General features: G+C 35.7%; 19 protein-coding genes, 1 other RNA gene and 1 riboswitch. Of the genes, 16 read left to right on the top strand and 4 right to left on the bottom strand.

What is annotated here, in order from left to right; genetic code table 11:
* Positions 1–22: 22 nt before the first annotated feature.
* The 10 genes from A9G42_RS11415 to A9G42_RS11370 all read left to right on the top strand — a co-directional run bounded on the left by A9G42_RS11415 (position 23) and on the right by A9G42_RS11370 (position 10,505).
* Complete coding sequence (locus A9G42_RS11415) at positions 23–1,525, top strand: glucan biosynthesis protein G (protein WP_065653482.1); 1,503 nt, start codon at positions 23–25, stop codon at positions 1,523–1,525.
* Between the two features lie 21 nt (positions 1,526–1,546).
* Entirely contained in the window at positions 1,547–3,907 is a 2,361-nt protein-coding gene (gene mdoH, locus A9G42_RS11410) for a glucans biosynthesis glucosyltransferase MdoH (protein ID WP_065653481.1), read from the top strand.
* Between the two features lie 64 nt (positions 3,908–3,971).
* Positions 3,972–4,946 carry an elongation factor P--(R)-beta-lysine ligase gene (gene epmA / locus A9G42_RS11405; RefSeq protein WP_218057931.1) on the top strand — a complete coding sequence of 325 codons (975 nt, stop codon included), beginning with the start codon at positions 3,972–3,974 and terminating at the stop codon, positions 4,944–4,946.
* A gap of 2 nt (positions 4,947–4,948) precedes the next feature.
* The gene (rmuC, locus tag A9G42_RS11400; protein ID WP_065653480.1) at positions 4,949–6,304 is read left to right on the top strand and encodes a DNA recombination protein RmuC; all 1,356 of its coding nucleotides are present in this window, start codon (positions 4,949–4,951) and stop codon (positions 6,302–6,304) included.
* Between the two features lie 100 nt (positions 6,305–6,404).
* A complete protein-coding gene (gene xseB / locus A9G42_RS11395) occupies positions 6,405–6,650 on the top strand; it encodes an exodeoxyribonuclease VII small subunit (RefSeq protein WP_065581923.1) in 246 nt (81 codons plus the stop codon).
* A complete protein-coding gene (gene ispA / locus A9G42_RS11390) occupies positions 6,634–7,512 on the top strand; it encodes a (2E,6E)-farnesyl diphosphate synthase (protein ID WP_065581922.1) in 879 nt (292 codons plus the stop codon). The genes xseB and ispA overlap by 17 nt, the downstream gene beginning before the upstream one ends.
* Positions 7,513–7,534: 22 nt before the next feature.
* Positions 7,535–9,391, top strand: a complete 1,857-nt coding sequence (dxs, locus tag A9G42_RS11385; protein ID WP_065581921.1) for a 1-deoxy-D-xylulose-5-phosphate synthase — start codon at positions 7,535–7,537, stop codon at positions 9,389–9,391.
* A gap of 7 nt (positions 9,392–9,398) precedes the next feature.
* Entirely contained in the window at positions 9,399–9,683 is a 285-nt protein-coding gene (gene zapA / locus A9G42_RS11380) for a cell division protein ZapA (RefSeq protein ID WP_065566746.1), read from the top strand.
* 65 nt (positions 9,684–9,748) lie between these two features.
* A non-coding RNA gene (gene ssrS, locus A9G42_RS11375) (6S RNA) lies at positions 9,749–9,930 on the top strand.
* A gap of 29 nt (positions 9,931–9,959) precedes the next feature.
* Complete coding sequence (locus tag A9G42_RS11370; RefSeq protein ID WP_065653479.1) at positions 9,960–10,505, top strand: 5-formyltetrahydrofolate cyclo-ligase; 546 nt, start codon at positions 9,960–9,962, stop codon at positions 10,503–10,505.
* Between the two features lie 505 nt (positions 10,506–11,010).
* On the opposite strand, the gene clpB is transcribed toward A9G42_RS11370, so the two are convergent.
* Positions 11,011–13,581, bottom strand: coding sequence for an ATP-dependent chaperone ClpB (clpB, locus tag A9G42_RS11365; protein WP_065653478.1), 2,571 nt, complete (start codon positions 13,579–13,581; stop codon positions 11,011–11,013).
* A gap of 273 nt (positions 13,582–13,854) precedes the next feature.
* A riboswitch (PreQ1 riboswitch) is annotated at positions 13,855–13,900 on the top strand.
* A gap of 3 nt (positions 13,901–13,903) precedes the next feature.
* Here clpB and queD point away from each other — a divergent pair.
* The 4 genes from queD to pbpC all read left to right on the top strand — a co-directional run bounded on the left by queD (position 13,904) and on the right by pbpC (position 19,616).
* On the top strand, positions 13,904–14,332 hold the full coding sequence (gene queD, locus A9G42_RS11360; RefSeq protein ID WP_065653477.1) for a 6-carboxytetrahydropterin synthase QueD: 429 nt from the start codon (positions 13,904–13,906) through the stop codon (positions 14,330–14,332).
* Positions 14,329–14,943 carry a 7-carboxy-7-deazaguanine synthase QueE gene (locus tag A9G42_RS11355; protein WP_065653476.1) on the top strand — a complete coding sequence of 205 codons (615 nt, stop codon included), beginning with the start codon at positions 14,329–14,331 and terminating at the stop codon, positions 14,941–14,943. Before queD ends, A9G42_RS11355 begins: the two co-directional genes overlap by 4 nt.
* Positions 14,944–15,445: 502 nt before the next feature.
* Entirely contained in the window at positions 15,446–17,179 is a 1,734-nt protein-coding gene (argS, locus tag A9G42_RS11350; RefSeq protein ID WP_065653475.1) for an arginine--tRNA ligase, read from the top strand.
* A 76-nt stretch (positions 17,180–17,255) separates the two neighbouring features.
* Positions 17,256–19,616, top strand: coding sequence for a penicillin-binding protein 1C (gene pbpC / locus A9G42_RS11345; protein WP_065653474.1), 2,361 nt, complete (start codon positions 17,256–17,258; stop codon positions 19,614–19,616).
* A 340-nt stretch (positions 19,617–19,956) separates the two neighbouring features.
* On the opposite strand, the gene A9G42_RS11340 is transcribed toward pbpC, so the two are convergent.
* The 3 genes from A9G42_RS11340 to A9G42_RS11330 form a co-directional block, all read right to left on the bottom strand.
* The gene (locus A9G42_RS11340) at positions 19,957–20,232 is read right to left on the bottom strand and encodes a DUF7710 domain-containing protein (RefSeq protein ID WP_065581914.1); all 276 of its coding nucleotides are present in this window, start codon (positions 20,230–20,232) and stop codon (positions 19,957–19,959) included.
* Positions 20,233–20,359: 127 nt separating this feature from the next.
* Positions 20,360–20,608 carry a hypothetical protein gene (locus A9G42_RS11335; protein ID WP_141675182.1) on the bottom strand — a complete coding sequence of 83 codons (249 nt, stop codon included), beginning with the start codon at positions 20,606–20,608 and terminating at the stop codon, positions 20,360–20,362.
* A gap of 31 nt (positions 20,609–20,639) precedes the next feature.
* Positions 20,640–21,065, bottom strand: coding sequence for a hypothetical protein (locus A9G42_RS11330; protein ID WP_065581912.1), 426 nt, complete (start codon positions 21,063–21,065; stop codon positions 20,640–20,642).
* Between the two features lie 220 nt (positions 21,066–21,285).
* Between A9G42_RS11330 and A9G42_RS13725 the strand changes: the two genes are divergently transcribed.
* Positions 21,286–21,462 (top strand): transposase, encoded by a 177-nt coding sequence (locus tag A9G42_RS13725; protein WP_143426158.1) that lies wholly within the window; start codon positions 21,286–21,288, stop codon positions 21,460–21,462.
* Between the two features lie 26 nt (positions 21,463–21,488).
* Positions 21,489–21,791 carry a transposase gene (locus A9G42_RS11325; protein WP_179854576.1) on the top strand — a complete coding sequence of 101 codons (303 nt, stop codon included), beginning with the start codon at positions 21,489–21,491 and terminating at the stop codon, positions 21,789–21,791.
* Positions 21,792–21,872 lie beyond the last annotated feature (81 nt).

The following is a 21,872-nucleotide window of genomic DNA, read 5'->3' as shown; positions in this document are numbered from 1 at the left end:
GCTAATTAGCAAGGTGCTTTGCATGGCTTGTGTTTCTTGCATTAGTTTTTCTTCGTGGGCTTTTTCATTCGATGATATAGCTGAAAAAGCAGAAAAACTATCCAAAAAGGCTTATGTTCAGCCATCTAAAAATATTCCAAATGAATTAGCATCTTTACAATTTGCTGATTATCAAAAAATCCTATTCAATCATCAAAAAGCCTATTGGGGCGATCGAAAAAATCGTTTCAAACTTGAGTTTTATCATGAAGGGATGTACTTTGATGTTCCAATAAAAATCAATGAAATTGTCGATAATAAAGTTAACCCAATTGAATATGATCCAAATTATTTTGATTTAAGCCCAATCAATCTCGATAAACTAAACAGTAAAGATCTTGGGTTTGCTGGTTTTAAAGTCCATTATCCGATTAATAATCCAACAAAAACTGATGATGAAATTTTTTCGGCTCTTGGTGGCAGCTATTTTCGTGCCGTAGGAAAAGATCAACATTATGGTCTTTCAGCTAGAGGTCTTGCCATTGACACTGGTGAAATGTCTGGGGAAGAGTTTCCGCGTTTTAAAGAATATTGGATTGAAAGACCTGAACCTAATCAAAAACACTTGATTATCTATGCATTACTCGATTCGCCTAGTGTAACTGGTGCTTATAAAATTACGCTTGTACCAAGTATTGATACGACAATCACCGTACAAGCAAGAGTATTTTTCCGTAATTCAGTAAAAAAATTAGGTATTGCACCATTAACTAGCATGTTCTTATTTGGCCCTAATTATCCATCACCATTGCTAAATTACCGCCCTGCAATGCATGATTCTAATGGCCTTTCTATCTTAGCTAGCAATAATGAGTGGATATGGCGTCCATTAAATAACCCTAAACGTTTATCGTTTTCATCTTATAGTTTAGAAAACCCGAAAGCATTTGGATTAATTCAACGTGATAAAGGTTTTGATGATTATCAAGATCTTGATGATCACTATGAACAACGACCAAGTGTTTGGGTAGAAATACTAAACAACTGGCAAAAAGGCCGTGTTGAATTAGTTGAAATCCCAACAGCTGATGAGACTAACGACAATATCGTTGCATTTTGGGTGCCAGAAAAACAATACCAAGCTGGTGATGTGCTTGATACTAAATATCGATTACATTATACCTTAAACGAAAAACAACGTTATCCCAATAATGTTGCAAAAGCAATTAGTACACGCTTATCACTAGGCGATATAAAACAAGCTAATTTAATTCGTAAACTTGATGGCTCTAATGCATACGTAATTGATTTCGCAGGCCCTGAATTATCAGAAAAAGATCCAGTTAAAGTGATTTCAAGCATTAATAATGGTGCTATCGTAAGTTGTGACGTACAATACAATCCAGTAATTAAAGGTTGGCGAGTCATTGTTCGATTCAACGTTGAAGATAATAAAAAAGCAACAGATATTCGTATACAACTTGCTTCGCAAGCAACCAATGAAGTGATTTCTGAAACGTGGAGTGGGCAATACCCCGCACAATAATTATTATAATAAGCTAAAAATATGAAAAAAGATTACTTTGCAAATCTTTCTGGCGCTAAAGTTTGGCGTCAGAAATTTGAAGATAATGCGATTCCACCTGACGATGTCGAGTTTTTAAAATATCGTTTAAATCAGGTTGGCGATACTTGTTCTTTTATTGATGAACGGCAACAACAACCAAGTTACCCTGAAATGGATCGCGTTTCAATTCAACCCCAGATCTGGAACCAACGCTTTACTACCAAAGCAAAGCATGGTACTAATATCCTTGCTTTAATTCGCCGTTTTATTATGTTTACACTCATTGTAGTACAAACATACTACGGAACCACTTATCTATCATCTTTATTGCCTTATCAAAGCTGGCAAAAAATCAATTTCATGGCTAATTGGGATATCAATCCTGAATTAGCTGTTTACAGCATAATACCTTATATTATTCAAGGTGCGATTATTACCTTATTCGCGATTTTATTTTGCTGGATCTCTATTGGATTTTGGACCAGTATTATGGGGTTAATTTTAGCTGTAATGGGTAAAGATCGTTATACTATCCAAATTCCCACAGATCCAGCAGCGCATATTGATAGCAAGCATCGAACCGCATTAGTCATGCCCATTTGTAATGAAGATGTTGCTCGGGTTTTTGCTGGTTTACAAGCTACTTATCAGTCTTTAGCTGAAACAGGTCACGCAGCTTGTTGTGATTTTTATATATTAAGCGATACTAATGATCCAGATCTGTATGTTAACGAGCTAAAAGCTTGGGCTGAATTTAATGCAACGAAACAAAACAATGGCTGTAATATCTTTTATCGTCACCGAAAACGTAGAGTGAAACGTAAAAGTGGTAATATTGATGATTTTTGCCGTCGTTGGGGGCATCAGTACGAATACATGATGATCCTTGATGCTGATAGTATCATGACTGGCGATTGTATTTTGAAAATGATTGCCATGATGGAAATGACACCTAAAGCAGGTATTTTACAATCTCCACCAAAATCGGTAAGAATGACCACCCTTTACGGTCGTATTCAACAATTTGCCAACCAAATTTACAGCGATATTTTTTGTTCTGGTACACACTTCTGGCAATTAAGCGAAGCTCAGTATTGGGGGCACAATGCAATGATTCGCTTAAAACCATTTATTGAGCATTGCATACTATCACCGCTCCCAAAACGGAAAGAACCAATTCATATTTTATCGCATGATTTGGTTGAAGCCTCCCTTATGCGCCGTGCTGGCTATGGCGTTTGGATCGCTTATAATATGAATGGTAGTTACGAAGAACTACCAGGTAATATGATAGAAGATCTAAAACGAGACAATCGCTGGTGTATGGGAAACTTGATTAATTTAAGATTAATCTTCAAAAGTGGGATTAAATTGACACACCGCATAATGTTTGCAACCAGTGGCATGGCCTATATTTCATCATTATTGTGGTTGGTGTTTTTAATATTCTCAACCTTATTATTATTAGTGTTTAATATTTCCGAACCTCAATATTTCTTCCAACCTAACCAATTTTACCCAACTTGGCCAAGGTGGGATGAGCAATTGGCTATTCAACTACTTTCAACCACGATGGTTTTACTGTTTGCACCTAAATTCTTCAGCTATGGCATTATAATAGCGAGATCGAGAGCAAAAGATGTTGGTGGTATTATTAAATTAACTCTATCGATATTTGTTGAAATGATTTGGTCAATGATCTTAGCTCCAATCCGGATGATCTTCCATAGTAAATTTGTACTTAAAGCTTGGATGGGCAGTAAAATCCAATGGAAATCTCCATCCCGAAGTGACGATGCGTTAACGTGGGGGGAATCATTTTATTTTTGTTGGCCATTATCGTTATTAGGTATTGTATGGTTAGCTGTGATTATCTGGTTAAACCCACAATTTACTTATTGGTATATAGCCATATTGATACCTTTAACCATTTCTCCTTTAGTGATTAGAGTGTCTGGGCTTTCAAGCATTGGTATGAAAGCAAAAAAAATGGGGTTATTTTTAACACCTGAAGAAACACATCCAGCAAGAGCCGTCACGCTCACTGGAGAGTATTTAGTTAAAACCGAAGCGGCATTTATTGAGCATGGCTTTATTATAGCATTAGTCGATCCTATCTATAACGCGCTTGCTTGTGCATTATCCACTTCTCGACATTTACCTAATAATAAAAATCAGCAAAAACGTATTGAGCTTATTGAACAATATCTGCAAACTGATTTAGAAAAAATCAACAAAGAGCAACAGTTAGCAATTTTAGAAGATCCAATTATTCTTTCTGCATTACATCACCATATTTGGCAACAGCAAGAAAAATACGACAATTTATTTGCTTTGTGGCAAAATGAACGCCAACAATAAAAAATAGGGCCTATGCCCTATTTTTCTTCTTTTTAGTAACTAATCAAAATCCATGGATATTTTTATGACTTGGCAACCTTCCGCATCTATTAATAATTTACTTAAACGTGCAAAAATTATTTCTCAAATACGTCAATTTTTTGCTGATCGTTGTATTTTAGAAGTTGAAACACCAACCTTAAGCCAATATGCAGTTACAGATGTGCATTTAAGCTCTTTTCATTCTACTTTTTTAAAACCCGGTGAATTTAATGAACAACAAGGGCAAAAGATGTCATTAATTACCAGCCCTGAATATCACATGAAGCGTTTACTTGCTGCAGGTAGTGGCCCTATTTACCAAATGTGTAAGTGCTTTCGTAATCATGAAGAAGTCAGTCGTTACCATAACCCAGAATTTACCATGCTTGAATGGTATCGCATCCAATTTGACATGATGCAAATGATCAACGAAGTCGATGATTTACTGCAAACTATTTTGGATTGTGAATCTGCTGAGCGTATTTCTTATCAAAAAGTATTTCAACGCTATTTGAATATTGACCCATTAGAAGCTGATCATACAACATTAATCAATGCGGCAAACCAGTTGGATATTGGCATTAATACCGAAAGTTATGATAAGGATGGATTACTACAATGCTTGTTCACTTTTGGTATTGAACCATATATTGGTCAAGATAAACCTATTGCAGTGTATCACTTCCCAGCATCACAGGCAGCATTAGCTGCTATCAGCTCAGAAGATCATCGCGTAGCGAGTCGTTTTGAGTTCTATTACAAAGGTGTTGAACTTGCTAACGGCTTTAAAGAACTTACAAACCCACAAGAACAACGAATGCGTTTTGAACAAAATAATTTAGATCGCACCAAGCTAAATCTACCTACGCAAAATATTGACATTGAACTCCTTGCCGCAATGGAAGCAGGGCTACCAGACTGTGCTGGTGTTGCTGTAGGGTTAGACCGTTTAATTATGCTCGCTCTAGATGGCAATAACTTAAATGAAGTCATGTCATTTACTTTTGAAAGGGCTTAATTATGTTCAACGCTTTGGGACTAACCGAATGGCTCGCCATAATTATTGGCATAGTTGCCTTAATTCTACTTGTGATTTTAATAAAATCTAAGTTATTAATTAATAATCTACACCAATTATTTGAGTTACAACTAAACCAGAAAAATGAAGAAAATCGATCATTAATAACCCAAATAAAACAACTGGAACACGAGTTAGATGACTATCGACAACAAAATCTAGCGCAAAACGTTAAAATTAGTGAACTCAAAACACGTTTAGAAGAAACGCTAAGAGCAACACAAGAACGTCAAAGTATACTAGAACATAGTGAACAACGACTTACGACTCAATTTGAAAATTTAGCTAACCGTATTTTTGAACACAGTGGTAAAAAAATTGAACAACAAAATAAACAAAGTCTTGATTTTTTACTCTCGCCACTCAAAGAGCAACTAGAAGGTTTCAAAAAACAAGTACAAGATAGCTTTGGTCAAGAAGCAAAAGAGCGTCACACATTAACGCATGAAATTCGTAATTTACAACAGCTTAATGAGCAAATGAGCAAAGAGGCAAATAACCTAACTAATGCACTAAAAGGCAATAATAAAACCCAAGGAAACTGGGGCGAATTTATCCTAAGCCAAATTCTAGATAATTCTGGATTACGATCAGGTTATGAATATGAAACTCAAGTCAACTTAACAAACGAAAGCAATCAACGATTACAACCCGATGTCATTGTTCACTTACCACAAGGGGGAGATGTAGTCATCGATTCAAAAGTGACTTTAGTTGCCTATGAGCGCCATTTCAATAGTGATGACGAAACAGTGAAAACAAAAGCGATGAGCGAACATTTAGCCTCTGTTCGTAATCACTTAAAACAACTTAGCCAAAAAGATTATCATAAACTTATTGGTATTAATTCACTAGATTATATTTTGATGTTTATACCTGTAGAACCTGCATTTCTTAGTGCTATAGACAACGATCCTACATTAATCAATGATGCTATGAAAAATAATATTATGATAGTAAGCCCAACCACTTTGCTAGTTGCATTAAGGACTATTCATAATTTATGGCGATTTGAGTATCAGAACCGTAATGCTGAACTTATTGCCGATAGAGCAAGCAAATTGTACGACAAAATGCGTGGTTTTGTTGAAGATATGGAAAACTTAGGTAACTGTCTAGATAAAGCTCAACAAACCTATCAAAATTCTATGAACAAATTATCCAAGGGTCGTGGTAATGTAATTGGACAAATAGAACGGTTTCGCGAAATGGGTATCGAAGTAAAAAAACCGATAAACTCAGATCTTGCTTCACTGGCAATAGAAGAATCGAATAACAAAGATGAAATTGAAACCTAATAAGCTTTAACAATACTTGTGACATGATAAATAAACAAAACCTAGATTCACGATTATTTGAAATAAGTGTATACTCATCGAACGTAACGAGGAATTGAATATGGCAAAAAAACAAGATAAAGAATTAAGTTTCGAGGAAACACTTAAACAACTTGAAACCATTGTAAATCAACTAGAAAACGGCGATCTGCCTTTAGATGAGGCTCTAAATGAGTTCGAAAAAGGAATAAAATTAGCAAAAGCAGGTCAAAAGCAGTTACAGAAAGCGGAACAGCGCATTGACATTTTATTATCTGAAAATAGTGATGCCGAACTGTCAGAATTTACAAATGATGATAATGAATAGTTTAAAACCGTTACAAGAACGAATTGATTCGTTTTTAGCTACATGCATTGCGCAAATTGAAAGCTCAAAACTCCAACAAGCAATGAGTTATAGCTTGCTGGCTGGAGGTAAACGAATTCGACCAATTTTAGTCTACTTAACAGGTCAATTATTCAATTGCCCTCTTTCTAAATTAGATGAGGCTGCTGCTGCTATTGAGTCTATTCATACTTATTCATTGATTCATGATGATCTACCGGCAATGGATAATGACGATTTACGCCGAGGCAAACCAACTTGCCATATCCAATTCGGTGAAGCTCAGGCAATCCTTGCCGGTGATGCCTTACAAAGTTTTGCCTTTTTATTATTAGCAAAAAGTGAACGCATTAATTCAAATGCCAAGATTAATATGATAACCGAACTTGCACATGCTAGTGGCGCTACTGGCATGTGCCTAGGTCAATCGCTGGATTTGCTGGCTACACATCAGTCAATTAGTGTGGAACATTTGCAAAATATTCATTGCTATAAAACAGGTGCTTTAATCAAAACAGCGATCCGTTTGGGTGCATTTGCTAGTGGCGAAATAGCGCAGCCTTATCAACTAATGCTTGATAACTACGCCGAATCAATTGGTCTAGCATTTCAAATTCAAGATGACATTTTAGATGTCATTGGCGAACAATCAATAATGGGTAAACCAAAAGGTTCAGATCTCATTCATGAAAAAAGCACATATCCAGCATTGATTGGGCTGGATAATGCGATAAAGCTAACTCAACAACTTTATCAACAAGCTATCGATAGTCTTAAGCAAATACCTTATAATACGCAACCTTTACATGACCTTGCTGGTTTTATTATTAATCGCAATAATTAGTAACTAATTAAAATATCACATAATGAATTTAAATAATTACCCTTTGTTAAAACAAATCAACTCGCCCGAGGATTTAAGATGTTTTCCTCAGTCGCAGTTATCCTCTATTTGCCTAGAGCTTAGGCAATATTTACTAACATGTGTTAGTCAATCAAGTGGTCATTTAGCATCGGGATTAGGTGTGGTTGAATTAACTACCGCACTACATTATGTCTATTACACCCCTTTTGATAAAATTATTTGGGACGTAGGGCATCAGGCTTATCCTCACAAAATTTTGACTGGTCGCAGAGATCAGATGCTCACTATTCGCCAAAAAGGGGGGCTTCATCCATTTCCTCATCGTAATGAGAGTGAATATGATGTGCTAACTACAGGGCACTCTTCAACTTCAATTAGTGCAGCGCTAGGAATTGCCATTAGCGAACAAAAAAAACAATCGGGAAAACAAGTAGTCGCGGTCATTGGTGATGGTGCACTAACAGCAGGTATGGCATTTGAAGCAATGAATCATGCAGGCCATATCAAACCCGATATGCTAGTGATTGTTAATGATAATGATATGTCGATTTCCGCAAACACTGGAGCACTTAACCAACATCTTACTCAAATTTTATCAAGCAAAGCCTATACATCTTTTCGAGAAAGTGGCAAACGTGTATTAGCCAATATTCCCCCTCTAAAAGAGCTCTTTAAAAAAACGGAAGAACACTTAAAAGGCTTAGTCACGCCTGCAACCTTATTTGAAGAGCTTGGTTTTAATTATATTGGTCCTGTTGATGGACACGATATAGATAGTTTAGTTACGACTTTACAAAAAGTTCGCCAATTAAAAGGTCCACAGTTGCTTCATGTGATTACGCAAAAAGGTAAAGGCTATGAGCCAGCTGAAAAAGATCCGACACTATGGCATGGAGTACCTAAATTCAACCCTAATGATGGCATATTACCTGTCACCACAAGAGCAATTCCAACGTATTCGCAAATTTTTGGCGATTGGCTATGTGAAATGGCGAAAAATGATAACCGTTTAATGGCGATAACACCTGCTATGGGTGAAGGTTCAGGCATGACAAAGTTTGCCAATCGTTATCCAGATCAATTTTTTGATGTTGCAATAGCAGAACAACACGCGGTTACATTAGCTGCTGGGTTTGCAATTAGTGGCTTAAAACCTATTGTTGCCATCTACTCAACTTTTTTACAACGTGCTTACGATCAAGTCATCCACGATGTCGCTATTCAAAACTTACCGGTATTGTTTGCCATAGATCGTGCAGGGATTGTTGGTGCGGATGGCGAAACTCACCAAGGAGCATTCGACTTAAGTTATTTACGTTGCGTGCCCAATATGGTCATTATGACGCCAAGTGATGAAAACGAGTGTCGACAAATGCTTTATACCGGTTATTTTCATAACGGACCTGTGGCAGTGCGTTATCCTCGTGGTGAAGGTACTGGAGCACAATTAAAACCATTAGAAGTAATCCCGTTAGGGCAATCGAAATTATGTCGAGAAGGAAAAAATATTGCTTTACTTAATTTTGGCACTTTACTAACCGAAGTATTACAAGCAGCAGAGCAAATCGATGCTACAGTCGTTGATATGCGTTTTGTAAAACCATTAGATGAAAAAGTCCTTTTGCACATTAGCCAAACACATAATATACTAGTCACCATTGAAGAAAACAGTATTAAAGGCGGAGCCGGTAGCGGCATCGGTGAATATTTATTATCGAAAAAAATAAAATGTGATATTTTAAATATTGGGTTGCCCGATAAATTTATTTCTCAAGGATCTCAAAACGAAATAAGGCAAGAAATAGGGTTAGATCCAAAGCACATTATCGATAAAATTAATAATTTTATGAATCAATAGGTTAAATATGGAAACTCAAGCTGTCACTATTCAAATTTTTGGACGAACATTAAAATTTAATTGCCCGATTGATGAAGTTAACGCACTTAATAGTGCTGCAAAAGATCTCGATACGCGCTTAACAAATTTACGAGAAAAATCGCCACAGATTACCAGTGATCAACTTATTATGACGGCAGCACTGAATATTTCTTATGAACTTACAAAAGAAAAAGAAAAAAGTAATGAATTTAGCGATCGACTAAAAATGTTACAACAATTACTTGATTCTGCCCTAAATACCAACAATTAATGTAGTTAATTGTAAATTTAATACAAATAGTCTTGTATGATCCGTCAAATTTTGTATTATGATATCTATCTCTGAGATGCTCGCGATATGGGTTAGTCCCCTGAGCCGATATTCTTATCTTTAGAACGAAGTGACTTTTAGTTGGTGTGTATGCCTTACTTGTAAGGAAACCTAAAAATTAAAACACGATGTTCACCTTGAACCTTGGGTTCAAGGGTTACGACCCTAACGGCATCTTGGAGTGCTTCTTCGACCTTTCAGCTACTGTAAAAACCGATGAATATTAGGCAAATTATCCGTCAAAAAAGACGGCAATTACCCCCTACTGAACGCGACATTGCGCAACAAGCTATATACCAAAAAATCGCCCATCATCAAGCGATAAAAACAGCAAACAATATTGCTATATTTTTATCATTTGATGGCGAAGTTGAAACTAAGCCCATTATTGAATATTTATGGGAACAAAATAAATCTGTTTACTTACCCATTATCAATTCTTTAATACCCACAGATTTGCTTTTTTTGCAATATACTAAACAAACTTCACTTACTAAAAATAAATTTGGTATATTAGAGCCTGAATTAAATCAATCAAAGATACTGCCTTACCATCAACTTGATATCGTATTTACACCACTCGTGGCTTTTGATCAACGAGGTTATCGTATGGGGATGGGTGGCGGATTTTACGACCGATTACTAGCAAATTATCAAGCTCAACAAATTTTACCTATTGGGCTTGCTTTTGCTTGCCAAAAAGTACAGCATATTGATAACAAGCCGTGGGATATTCGGTTGCCAGAAATTATTTATGCTTAAATTTATTAATATATCTTATTTTTAGATATAAAAATAACTTACTACTAAACAATAATATTATTCTTAAACCTCTAAACCTATTTTTTAAGTATAAAAAGTTTACTTTGCCTTTTTACTATGCACTATCATCAAACATGTATATTTTAGTTATTTAATATACAAAAAATTAATTGAATATTTCATTTACTCAAGCATTGTTAATAAACTAGGGGCGGCTATAGGCATACATGCTATTGATAAATTAAATTTAAGAAACAAGGTTTTATTAATCAAGTGAATAACAAGGGATTAGCGGTAATTGATCAATCGGTTACAGATAAAAAACGCCACTCGCTACGTAATTCAACAAGCACCGTTAACTTGTCTGATAATGTAAAACGTCATAAATTATAGGGTGACGCTATTATTCTTTATACAAAAAATTCAAGATTTTTTGCTAAACGATAACGCCATTCTAATATAAAAAAACCGACCCTAATAGGTCGGTTTGTAAATTTATGTTTGCTTACTGTTTAGCTTCGATATTATCACCAACTAAATCCAAATGAATGGTTTTACCTGGGACTAATTTGCCTGACAGCATTTGTTGCGCTAATGGATTTTCAATCTCTTGTTGAATTGCGCGTTTTAACGGTCTTGCACCATAAATTGGATCGAAGCCGACTTTAGCAAGTTGTTCCAAAGCTGCATCCGAGATATCCAATTGGTAACCACGTTCATCTAAACGTTTTTCAACGTGTGCTAATTGAATTTTTGCAATCGCTTTGATGTTTTCTTGACCTAATGGGTGGAATACCACTGTTTCGTCAATACGATTAATAAATTCTGGTCTAAAATGTTTAGTTACAACTGTCATCACTAGGGCTTTCATTTCGTCATAACTTAGATCAACTTGACCTTGAATTAAGTCAGATCCTAAGTTTGAAGTCATAATTATGACGGTATTACGAAAATCAACCGTGCGACCTTGACCATCCGTTAAACGCCCATCATCTAATACTTGCAGTAAGATATTAAAGACATCTGGGTGCGCTTTTTCAACTTCATCAAGTAATATCACTGAGTATGGACGACGCCTTACTGCTTCGGTTAAATAACCCCCTTCTTCATAACCGACATAGCCAGGAGGTGCGCCAATCAAGCGAGCAACTGAGTGTTTTTCCATAAACTCTGACATATCAATACGTACCATGGCATCTTCGCTGTCAAACATGAAGTTAGCCAGAGATTTGCAAAGTTCGGTTTTACCGACCCCTGTTGGTCCCAAAAATAGGAATGATCCAATTGGTTTATTAGGATCAGAAAGCCCAGCACGACTACGACGAATCGCATTAGCTACGGCAACAACCGCTTCATTTTGACCAATGACACGTTTATGTAAGGCATCTTCCATATGTAATAATTTGTCTTTTTCGCTTTCAAGCATTCTAGAAACCGGAATACCAGTCGCTTTAGACAACACTTCAGCAATTTCGTTATCAGTCACTTTGTTGCGCAATAACTTCATTGTTTTGCCTTCTAACTGTGTTGCTGAAGCAAGTTTCTTTTCGAGTTCTGGAATTTTACCGTATTGTAATTCAGACATTTTATTCAGATCACCAGCGCGACGTGCTTGCTCTATTTCAGTACGCGCTTTTTCAAGTTCAGCTTTAATGCTTTGCGTACCCGAAACAGCCGCTTTTTCTGACTTCCATTCTTCTTCAAGTGATGCATATTCTTTTTCTTTTTCAGCAAGTTCATCATTTAGCATCTCAAGACGTTTTTTACTAGCATCGTCAGACTCTTTTTTAAGCGCTTGTTGCTCAAGTTTGAGTTGAATAATACGTCTTTCAAGTCGATCTAAAGATTCTGGTTTTGAATCCATTTGCATACGAATACTTGATGCCGCTTCATCAATTAAATCAATCGCTTTGTCAGGTAACATGCGATCAGAAATATAACGATGCGATAACGTTGCCGCAGCGACAATGGCTGGATCGGTAATTTGCACATGATGATGCAATTCGTAACGTTCTTTTAATCCTCGCAAAATAGCAATCGTATCTTCAACAGTTGGCTCGGCAACATACACTTTTTGAAAACGACGCTCTAACGCAGGATCTTTTTCAATATATTGGCGATATTCGTCTAACGTTGTTGCACCAACGCAATGTAATTCCCCTCGAGCCAGTGCTGGTTTTAACATATTACCAGCATCCATTGCACCATCGCTTTTCCCTGCACCAACCATGGTATGGATTTCGTCAATAAATAATATAATACGGCCTTCTTCTTTCGCTAAATCTTTAAGTACGGCCTTTAAGCGTTCTTCAAATTCGCCACGATATTTTGCACCTGCAATCAAGGCACCCATATCTAATGATAAAACGCGTTTATTACGCAATCCTTCAGGTACTTCACGGTTAACGATACGTTGTGCTAATCCTTCAACAATAGCGGTTTTACCTACACCTGGCTCACCAATTAATACGGGATTATTTTTAGTACGACGTTGTAATACCTGAATAGTTCGACGAATTTCTTCATCACGCCCAATAACAGGATCAAGTTTGCCTTGTTCTGCCCGTTGTGTTAAATCAATGGTATATTTTTTCAACGCACCGCGTTGATCTTCTGCATTAGGATCATTCACGTTATCACTACCTCTTACTTGATTGACGGCTTGGCTAAACTTGTCTTTATTGACACCTGATTTTTTAAGAATATCACTTAGGCTCCCTTTATCTTCTAAAGCAGCTAAGATAAAGAGCTCTGATGATATATAACTGTCACCATTTTTTTGCGATAATTTATCGCACAGATTAAGTGTACGGACAAACTCTTGTGATGGAATAACCTCGCCACCCACACCCTGAACTTGCGGTAATCGATCAATCACCTGAGTTAATTCTTGTTGTAAAATAGCTACATTTGCACCAGCTGAAGCCAACAATGGCGCTACACTGCTGCCTTCTTGATTAAGCATGGCTGATAGGACATGCACAGGCTCTATATATTGATTGTCTTTACCTAATGCCATTGACTGCGCATCAGCTAAAGCTTGTTGAAACTTGTTTGTTAATTTATCTAACCTCATCGTATTTATCTCCTGAGCAATAGATTTGAGTTAAACGTGTATACATTCAACCCATTTGCATGATATCTAAATGAGTGTTGCAACCTAAATTTCAAGAGCAAATTTAAAATATTTTTTATAAAATTTGTACAGTAAAATTAGCGAGTATTTAAAAAACTTAATTAGCGTGAAAATAAAGTTGTTTGCAATATATAAATACACGTTCAACCAGTGTTGAAAGATGACAAATTAACTTTTATCCATTATATTAACACCTTTATTTTGTTAGGCGAGCTAACCGTGGTTCGTAACCCATCCCACGTAAAAAAACTAGGAATGTAATATGTTCAAAATAGCCAAAGAGTTTCAATTTGATGCTTGTCATATGTTAGATGGGCATAATGGGAAATGTCATAACCTTCATGGTCACACCTACCGTTTGTTGGTCGAAATAAGCGGAGAGCTTGTTGATAGTGGTTCAAGCAAAGATATGGTTATGGATTATGCGGATTTGAAGGCAATTGTTAAACAATACATTGTCGATCCGATTGATCATGCTTTTCTTTATCATCAAGATAATGCCAATGAATGCCAAATAGCCGAGCTTTTGTTGCAGACGCAGCGCAAAGTTTTTGCTTTTCCTTGTCGTACTACGGCGGAAGGGATGAGTAAGTTTATTTTTGATTGCTTATCTAAATATTTGCCTGTTTCGATGATCAAATTATGGGAAACACCAACTTCATATTGTGAATATTATCGGAGCCCAAAATGATCGAATTTCGCATAGTTGAAATCTTCGAATCTTTACAAGGCGAAGGTTATAATACGGGAATGCCTGCTATTTTTATCCGCTTTGCAGGCTGTAATTTAAATTGTGCTTGGTGTGATACTAACTTTCGCCAATTTACTCGATTTACCTTAGAGGCATTAATAGCAAAAGTAAGCGAATACAAAAGTAAAAACATTATTATTACAGGCGGTGAACCCACTAGGATTAAAGCGTTACCACAGCTACTGTTGTCATTAAAAAATGCTGGTTACTTTATTGCCATTGAAAGTAACGGCCTTGGCAAAGTCGATGCACTTATTGATTATATTGCCCTCAGTCCTAAATTTTGCTACCAGTCGCACTATCAAAAAATAGCCCAACCAACAGCCAATGAAGTGCGAATTGTTACCGAAAACCACCGTGATTTTATTGCTTTTTGCCAATATATCGAAACTCAGATACAGGCAAAACGCTATTATCTTTCACCTTGTGAAAAAGATGGCGCATTCAATATATTTGATACCATAAAACTACTGGGAAAAATTAACGAAAATCGATTAGATAATAAATGGTTATTGAATATACAAAGTCATAAACTTGCAGATATTGAATAGTGTCTATTTTTTTAATCTAACTCGTTAAATATTGGAGAATGAGATTGAATAGAAAATTTTAAATAAAAAGATAATGAAAGTTAATTAGATAAGTCACTATTTGCTTAAATTAATAAAATAACTTCATTTTGCTCCATTCTTTAGTGATTTTTGTTGGTATGAAGTGGCTTTATTTCGATTCTTTAAGCTTTGCTAGTAAAAAGGGTTATTGATAATCACCAATGCTCTCCAAACACATAATCCATAAAATAAATTTATTTTTTCGTTTAAAAATCATTCAGAAAAGCCATTGATTTTACTGAAGTTTTTTAACACCCTAAATATACTGACAAATAATCAAATAGGGTTATTTATAATAAATCATAAAGTAGAATATCGATTTTACTTAAATTTTTCACTTTTTCTTTAAGCAAAAACCATCGAGCCACTTATGCAATCAGTGACAATTATCGACTTTGTCGGTATTATATTGGTCATTTTATTATAATTAGTTAGGTTTAGTGTGAATATTCAACAATTATTAACACAACGTGTTTCGCAAGCAATGATTATGGCGGGTGCAGATAAGAACTGCGATGCGCTGATTAAGCAATCAACTAAAGTGCAATTTGGCGATTATCAAGCTAATGGCATTATGTCTATTGCCAAAAAGCTAGGCATACCACCTCGGGAACTTGCTCAGACAGTTTTACAACATCTTGATGTTGATGATATTGCTGAAAAAGTTGAAATTGCAGGTCCTGGGTTTATTAATATCTTTTTAAAAAATAGTTGGATTGCTGAGCAAAATGAAATTGCTTTAAGCAGTGATAAACTTAACATTACTTTACCTGCAAAACCTCAAACCATTGTGGTTGATTATTCTGCGCCTAATGTGGCAAAAGAGATGCATGTTGGACATTTGCGCTCAACAATTATTGGCGATGCCAGTGTTCGTGTTTTATCTTTTTTAGGTCATCACGTTATCCGTGCTAACCATGTTGGAGACTGGGGCACTCAGTTTGGTATGTTAATTGCTTATCTTGAAAAAATGCAAAATGAGCATGCTAATGACATGGCGCTATCAGATTTAGAATCTTTCTATCGCGCAGCTAAAAAACATTATGACGAAGACGAAGTATTTGCCGAAAAAGCGCGTAATTATGTAGTGAAATTACAAGGTGGCGATGAATATTGTCGTGATATGTGGCGCAAGCTAGTTGATATTACCATGACGCAAAATATTGCCACTTATCAACGTTTAAATGTTACCTTATCGCTTGAAGACACCATGGGTGAAAGCATCTATAACAGCATGCTACCTAATATCGTTGCCGATTTAAAACAGAAAGGGCTTGCGGTTGAAAGTGAAGGGGCGATTGTTGTTTTTCTTGATGAGTATAAAAACAAAGAAGGCGAACCAATGGGCGTTATCATCCAAAAACGTGATGGTGGCTACCTTTATGCGACAACTGATATTGCTTGCGTTAAATACCGTTACGAAACATTACATGCTGATCGTATTCTTTATTATATTGACTCCCGCCAACATCAACATTTAGAGCAAGTTTGGACAATTGTTCATAAAGCGAAGTATGTGCCTGAATCATTAAAACTAGAACACCATATGTTTGGTATGATGTTGGGTAAAGATGGCAAGCCATTTAAAACTCGCTCTGGTGATACCGTTAAATTAAATGATTTGTTAGATGAAGCGTGTGAACGTGCAACAACGTTAATTCGTAGCAAAAATCCTGAATTATCTGACAGTGAGCTTGCCCAAATAGTTGATGCTGTCGCTATTGGTGCTGTTAAATATGCCGATCTTTCAAAAAATCGTACTACCGATTATGTGTTTGATTGGGATAATATGTTGTCATTTGAAGGTAATACCGCACCTTATTTGCAATATGCTTACACTCGAGTACTGTCCATATTTAAAAAAGAAAATATTAACGAAGACAGTTTAACAGGCAAAATTAGTTTAGACACAGACAAAGAACGAGCTTTAGCAATGCGTTTAATTCAGTTTGATGAAACTATTTCAATTGTAGCTAGTGAAGGAACACCTCATGTGCTTTGTGCTTATCTTTATGAAATTGCAACGCTGTTTTCAAGCTTTTATGAAAACTGCCCTATTTTAGCAGCCGAAAGCGAAAGTTTAAAACAAAGCCGTTTAAAATTAGCCTCTTTAACAGCGAAAACACTTAAAACTGGTCTTGACATGTTAGGTATTAAGACGGTTGATAAAATGTAGTTAAGTCGCCACCTATGCTAATGCATAAGTGGCATTTTTGCTTAAATATATTACATTTTAATTTTTATAACTAAATATGATTGGATTTATTGTTCGTCATCAAAATAAGTTAATGGCTTTGTTGCTATTATTTATTGCTATCCTTGTGATTCGTTTGTATCCACATCCACCTCTTTGTGAACCACTAACTTTTTCAAAACGCTATTATGATGACAATAACCAACTCATTCGAATGACATTAGCCAAGGATGATCGGTATCGTTTATGGACACCTTTAGAGGATGTTTCACCCGATATTATTAATGGACTACTATTACACGAAGATCAGTGGTTTTATTATCATATCGGTATTAATCCATTTAGTTTAGCTAGAGCTTTTGGCGCAACCTATTTAGGTGGGGGTAATCGTCAAGGTGCATCAACCATTACCATGCAGTTAGCACGAATGCGTTGGCAGTTAAATACTAAAAATATTGGCGGTAAATTGCATCAAATTGCTCGAGCGATACAATTAGAGTTGATGTATTCTAAGCATGATATTTTAGAGGCTTATTTAAATTATGCGCCTTTCGGGCGCAATATTGAAAGTATTGGTGCAGCATCGTTAATCTATTTTAATAAGCCACCATCGCAAATGAATTTACCTGAAGCATTAACGCTAGTGGTTCTACCTCAATCACCAACATACCGTATTGATCGTAAAACAGGATTTGCAGGTAAAGCATTAGTAAAAGCCAGAAATCAATTATTTGAACGCTGGCAAGAAAAATATGATGTAGATAGCAATATTGCCGCTCTTTTTTTGCAAAAATTAGTTTTACGTCAACCTGAACAAATGCCTTTTGGTGCGCCTCATTTTGTTAATCAGATAATTCAACAACACCATAGCGATGCTCAAGAAGTTAAAACGACGTTAGATAGTAATTTGCAAAAAATCATTAGTCGGCAAGTTAATTTGTTTATTGAACGAAGCCGTTTAAAAAACATTAATAATGCATCGGTGATTTTGGTTGATACACAAACCATGCAGGTTAAGGCGCTGTTAGGATCGGCAAATTACTTTGGTAATTCTATTCAAGGTCAAGTTAACGGCACGCTTGCCAAACGCTCACCTGGCTCTACACTTAAACCGTTTATTTATGCGCTAGGCATTGATCAAGGCGTTTTGCATCCTCGTACTATTCTAAAGGATGTTGCCACCGATTTTGGGGCATATACTCCTGAAAATTTTGATCGTAACTTTCGTGGTCCTATCTCAGCAACCGATGCATTAATTCATAGCCGTAATATACCTGCAGTAACGGTTGCTTCTAAATTACATAATCCCTCTTTTTATCAATTCTTAGTTAATGCCCACATTCAAAAACTTGCTGATGAATCACATTATGGTTTATCTCTAGTTCTCGGCGGCGGTGAAATTAGTGCGCAAGAATTAGTTGGACTGTATGCCATGTTAGCTAATGAAGGGCGTTGGCAACCATTAAAATTTACGGAACCAACGATATTACCCAAGCCACAACATACGTTACCCGAACCGCAACAATTGTTAAGCCCTCAAGCGGCATTTATGACAATTGATATGCTGAAACAAAATACTCGCCCACAAGATGTTCTTAGTAAAATGCAAAATAAAATAATTCCTGTTGCATGGAAGACGGGTACATCATGGGGATTTCGTGATGCTTGGACAGCAGGAACTTTTGGCCATTACGCTATGGTCGTTTGGCTTGGTAATTTTGATGGTAGTGGCAATAATGCTTTTGTAGGTGTAGATGCTGCTACGCCACTTTTTTTTAATATTGTTGATAGTATAAATGCTTATTATCCTAACTTGCATAAACCGAATCGCCCATTACCGCCTAATTTAAAGCGTATTGATATTTGCCTAACCAGTGGTAATCTTTTTACTCAATGGTGCAAGGCAAAAGGTAAAACGTGGTTTATTCCGGGTGTGTCACCAATTAACCCCGATACTATTTTTAGACCCGTTATGATCGATAACCAAACAGGTAAAGCAGTTTGCCCGCCTTATGACTTAACAACGTCTCACTTAGCCGTTTTTGAATACTGGCCTTCAGATTTAGCTGCTATTTTTGCAAGCGCAGGCATTCCTAAAAAAACACCACCATCAACCAAGCATTGCCGTTCATCGCAAAACTATTTAGGTGAACCACCCAAAATAACTTCACCACTTAAAAATGTGGTTTATCAATTTAGATCAACAAAACAAAAAAATGAACAAATCAGTTTTACTGCTACCAGTGATGGCAATGTAAAAACACTTTACTGGTTTGTTAATAATAATTTTATTGGGCAAACAGATCCAAGAAATGCAATTAACTGGATCCCAACACAAAGTGGCACATTCAAAATATTAGTGATGGATGATTTGGGACGAAGCAATTCTAGAAAAATTAAAATCGAACTTTTTGATTAATCGATTATGATGATAGCTAACTTTAAATGGCGTAGGATCATAATGGGAATTTAAATTATATTAATTATTTAACTGTATTAATTACTAATTCATTAATATGATTTTTAGTTTAGTTGACAAATTCAATAAAATAAAATACCGCATTATGCGGATCAACTGCCTACAACTAAGCCCACCTAGATTACACCATGAAGTGCAATTGGTCTTAACGCCTTAGAATAAAAGGAGGCAGGGCTTTTAAACTTATGTCGTTTTCTTTGGCGTGAGTTCAATAAGCTGTATGAGTTTTTACTTAATCGAGAAGATATTGAATACACAAAGCCCAAAGTCATTAGCATTTTTATTCCATCCTCTCGCCATTTTGATAATGGTAATGAACCAAATAAGCACTAGTAAAATTTTGAATAAACTTGCCACTATGTTGATAATGCTTTTTAGGTTCAAAAAAACCTTTTTCAATAGTCCATTCATATACACTTTTATTTAGAGGCATCTTTGTTAAAATCCCACTTAAACAATATCTTTTTATAAAGTCTTCTGCCTGTTTTAACTCCTCATAAACACCTGAGCAAAACTGAGCTTCATTTCCATGAAAAATCCATATAAACGATTGCATTATTTTTTCCCTCATACCCTACTACGATGATTTTTATATTTAAGCCAACGTTTAATTGTATTTAAACCCTTTCCAATTTTGATATATTTCGATCAACAACACTGCGCCGTTGTTTATTTAACTCAGGTTAGCTTTTTACTGGTTTCTGATTAGCTCTAACCCTTATCATTCCACCTTCACCTTTTACGTGAGCATGTGCTAGAGGGTGCCCCCTACCATGATAATAGTACTCAATGATAATATCACTATCTTTAACTATTATAGTAGAAGGAAAAGTTGAGCTAGCATGTAACCTCCACGGATCGACTAAAGTCAATCCATTAGACGCATACTGATACAGATTAAATCCATCTAACAGCCCAATCGAGATTAACAAGGTAAAACCTGTAGCTAGATAGGTATTTATTCTATTTTTTCTCATGAAGAATATTAATAAATAAATTATGTATATTCTGGCAAAAAACTGAATTTTCAATTAGTTCAGGTAATACAAGTACATAATAAAATACATTATCAAAATGCAAATTTATATCATAAGGCTCAAAATCCGAATCATTATCGAATTCAAATAGTGTAGCGATCCCATTCAACGTTGTATTTTTTGCCTCGATTCCAAAGCAACCTTCACCATTAATATCCAAATTATAGCCATTCTCAAGATGAGAATCTTGCATTTCATCATTTTTATAGAAAAATAGAAACTCTTCATCTCGAAAACTATCTCGTTTATATTTATAATTAATAGATGCTATTTTTTTGATCAATGAAGAAAACACATCATCTATCGTCTTATTAGTATAAAACCCATACATAACACCTGTCCATTCAGTCATATATTTATCTCCTAAACTATTTGCCTCCAAAAGCGCCATGTTTAATATAACTTCAGAGCTTATTATGCGCACTTCTGAGCTGTTTTTCTTCTATATATAGCCTTAAATCCTAGATTACACCATGAAGTACAATTCGTCTTGGATAGGTTAGGCTACACTAAATCATCCAACTTTTTTAAGGGGGTAAGGCAAACTTATCACAATTAAAAAAGGAGGTAACTTGAATAATATTAAACGAAAAAGGCGAACATTCAATGATGATTTTAAACACCAAATGGTCAATCTTTATCAACACGGTAAATCACGTAGTAAAATCGTTGCAGAATTTGATTTGACCTCATCAACATTTGGACAGGCTACACTAATTAGTACCAGTTTAATAAGGTCATTGTTATGATAACCAAAAAACAAAAGGAACCAACAATGACAAATCTCATTTCAAGAAGAGAAAAACGCAGTTTTAGTAATGAATTTAAAAAACAGAGGGTAATGTTATACCAAAATGGCAAAAAACGAGCGGATATTGTCACCGAATACGACCTGACTAAATCCGCATTAGATAAGTGGATAAAGCAATATCAAACTATTGGTGAGTTTACAGCTCAAGCTAATCGTAGTACTCAAGAAAATGAGCTCATAACCCTACGTAAAGAGAATAAGCGATTGTTAATGGAGAATGACATCCTAAAGCAAGCGGCGTTGATAATAGAACGAAAATCAAATTAATCACCGAGAATCAACATCGATATAGCTTACGTGCGTTATGTCGATGTTTACAAGTGTCAAGAAATCGATTTTATTATCAAC

The organism is Gilliamella sp. Nev6-6 (genome assembly GCF_001690605.1).
Classification (GTDB): domain Bacteria; phylum Pseudomonadota; class Gammaproteobacteria; order Enterobacterales; family Orbaceae; genus Gilliamella; species Gilliamella apicola_C.
This window is presented reverse-complemented; position numbering and strand designations above follow the sequence as displayed.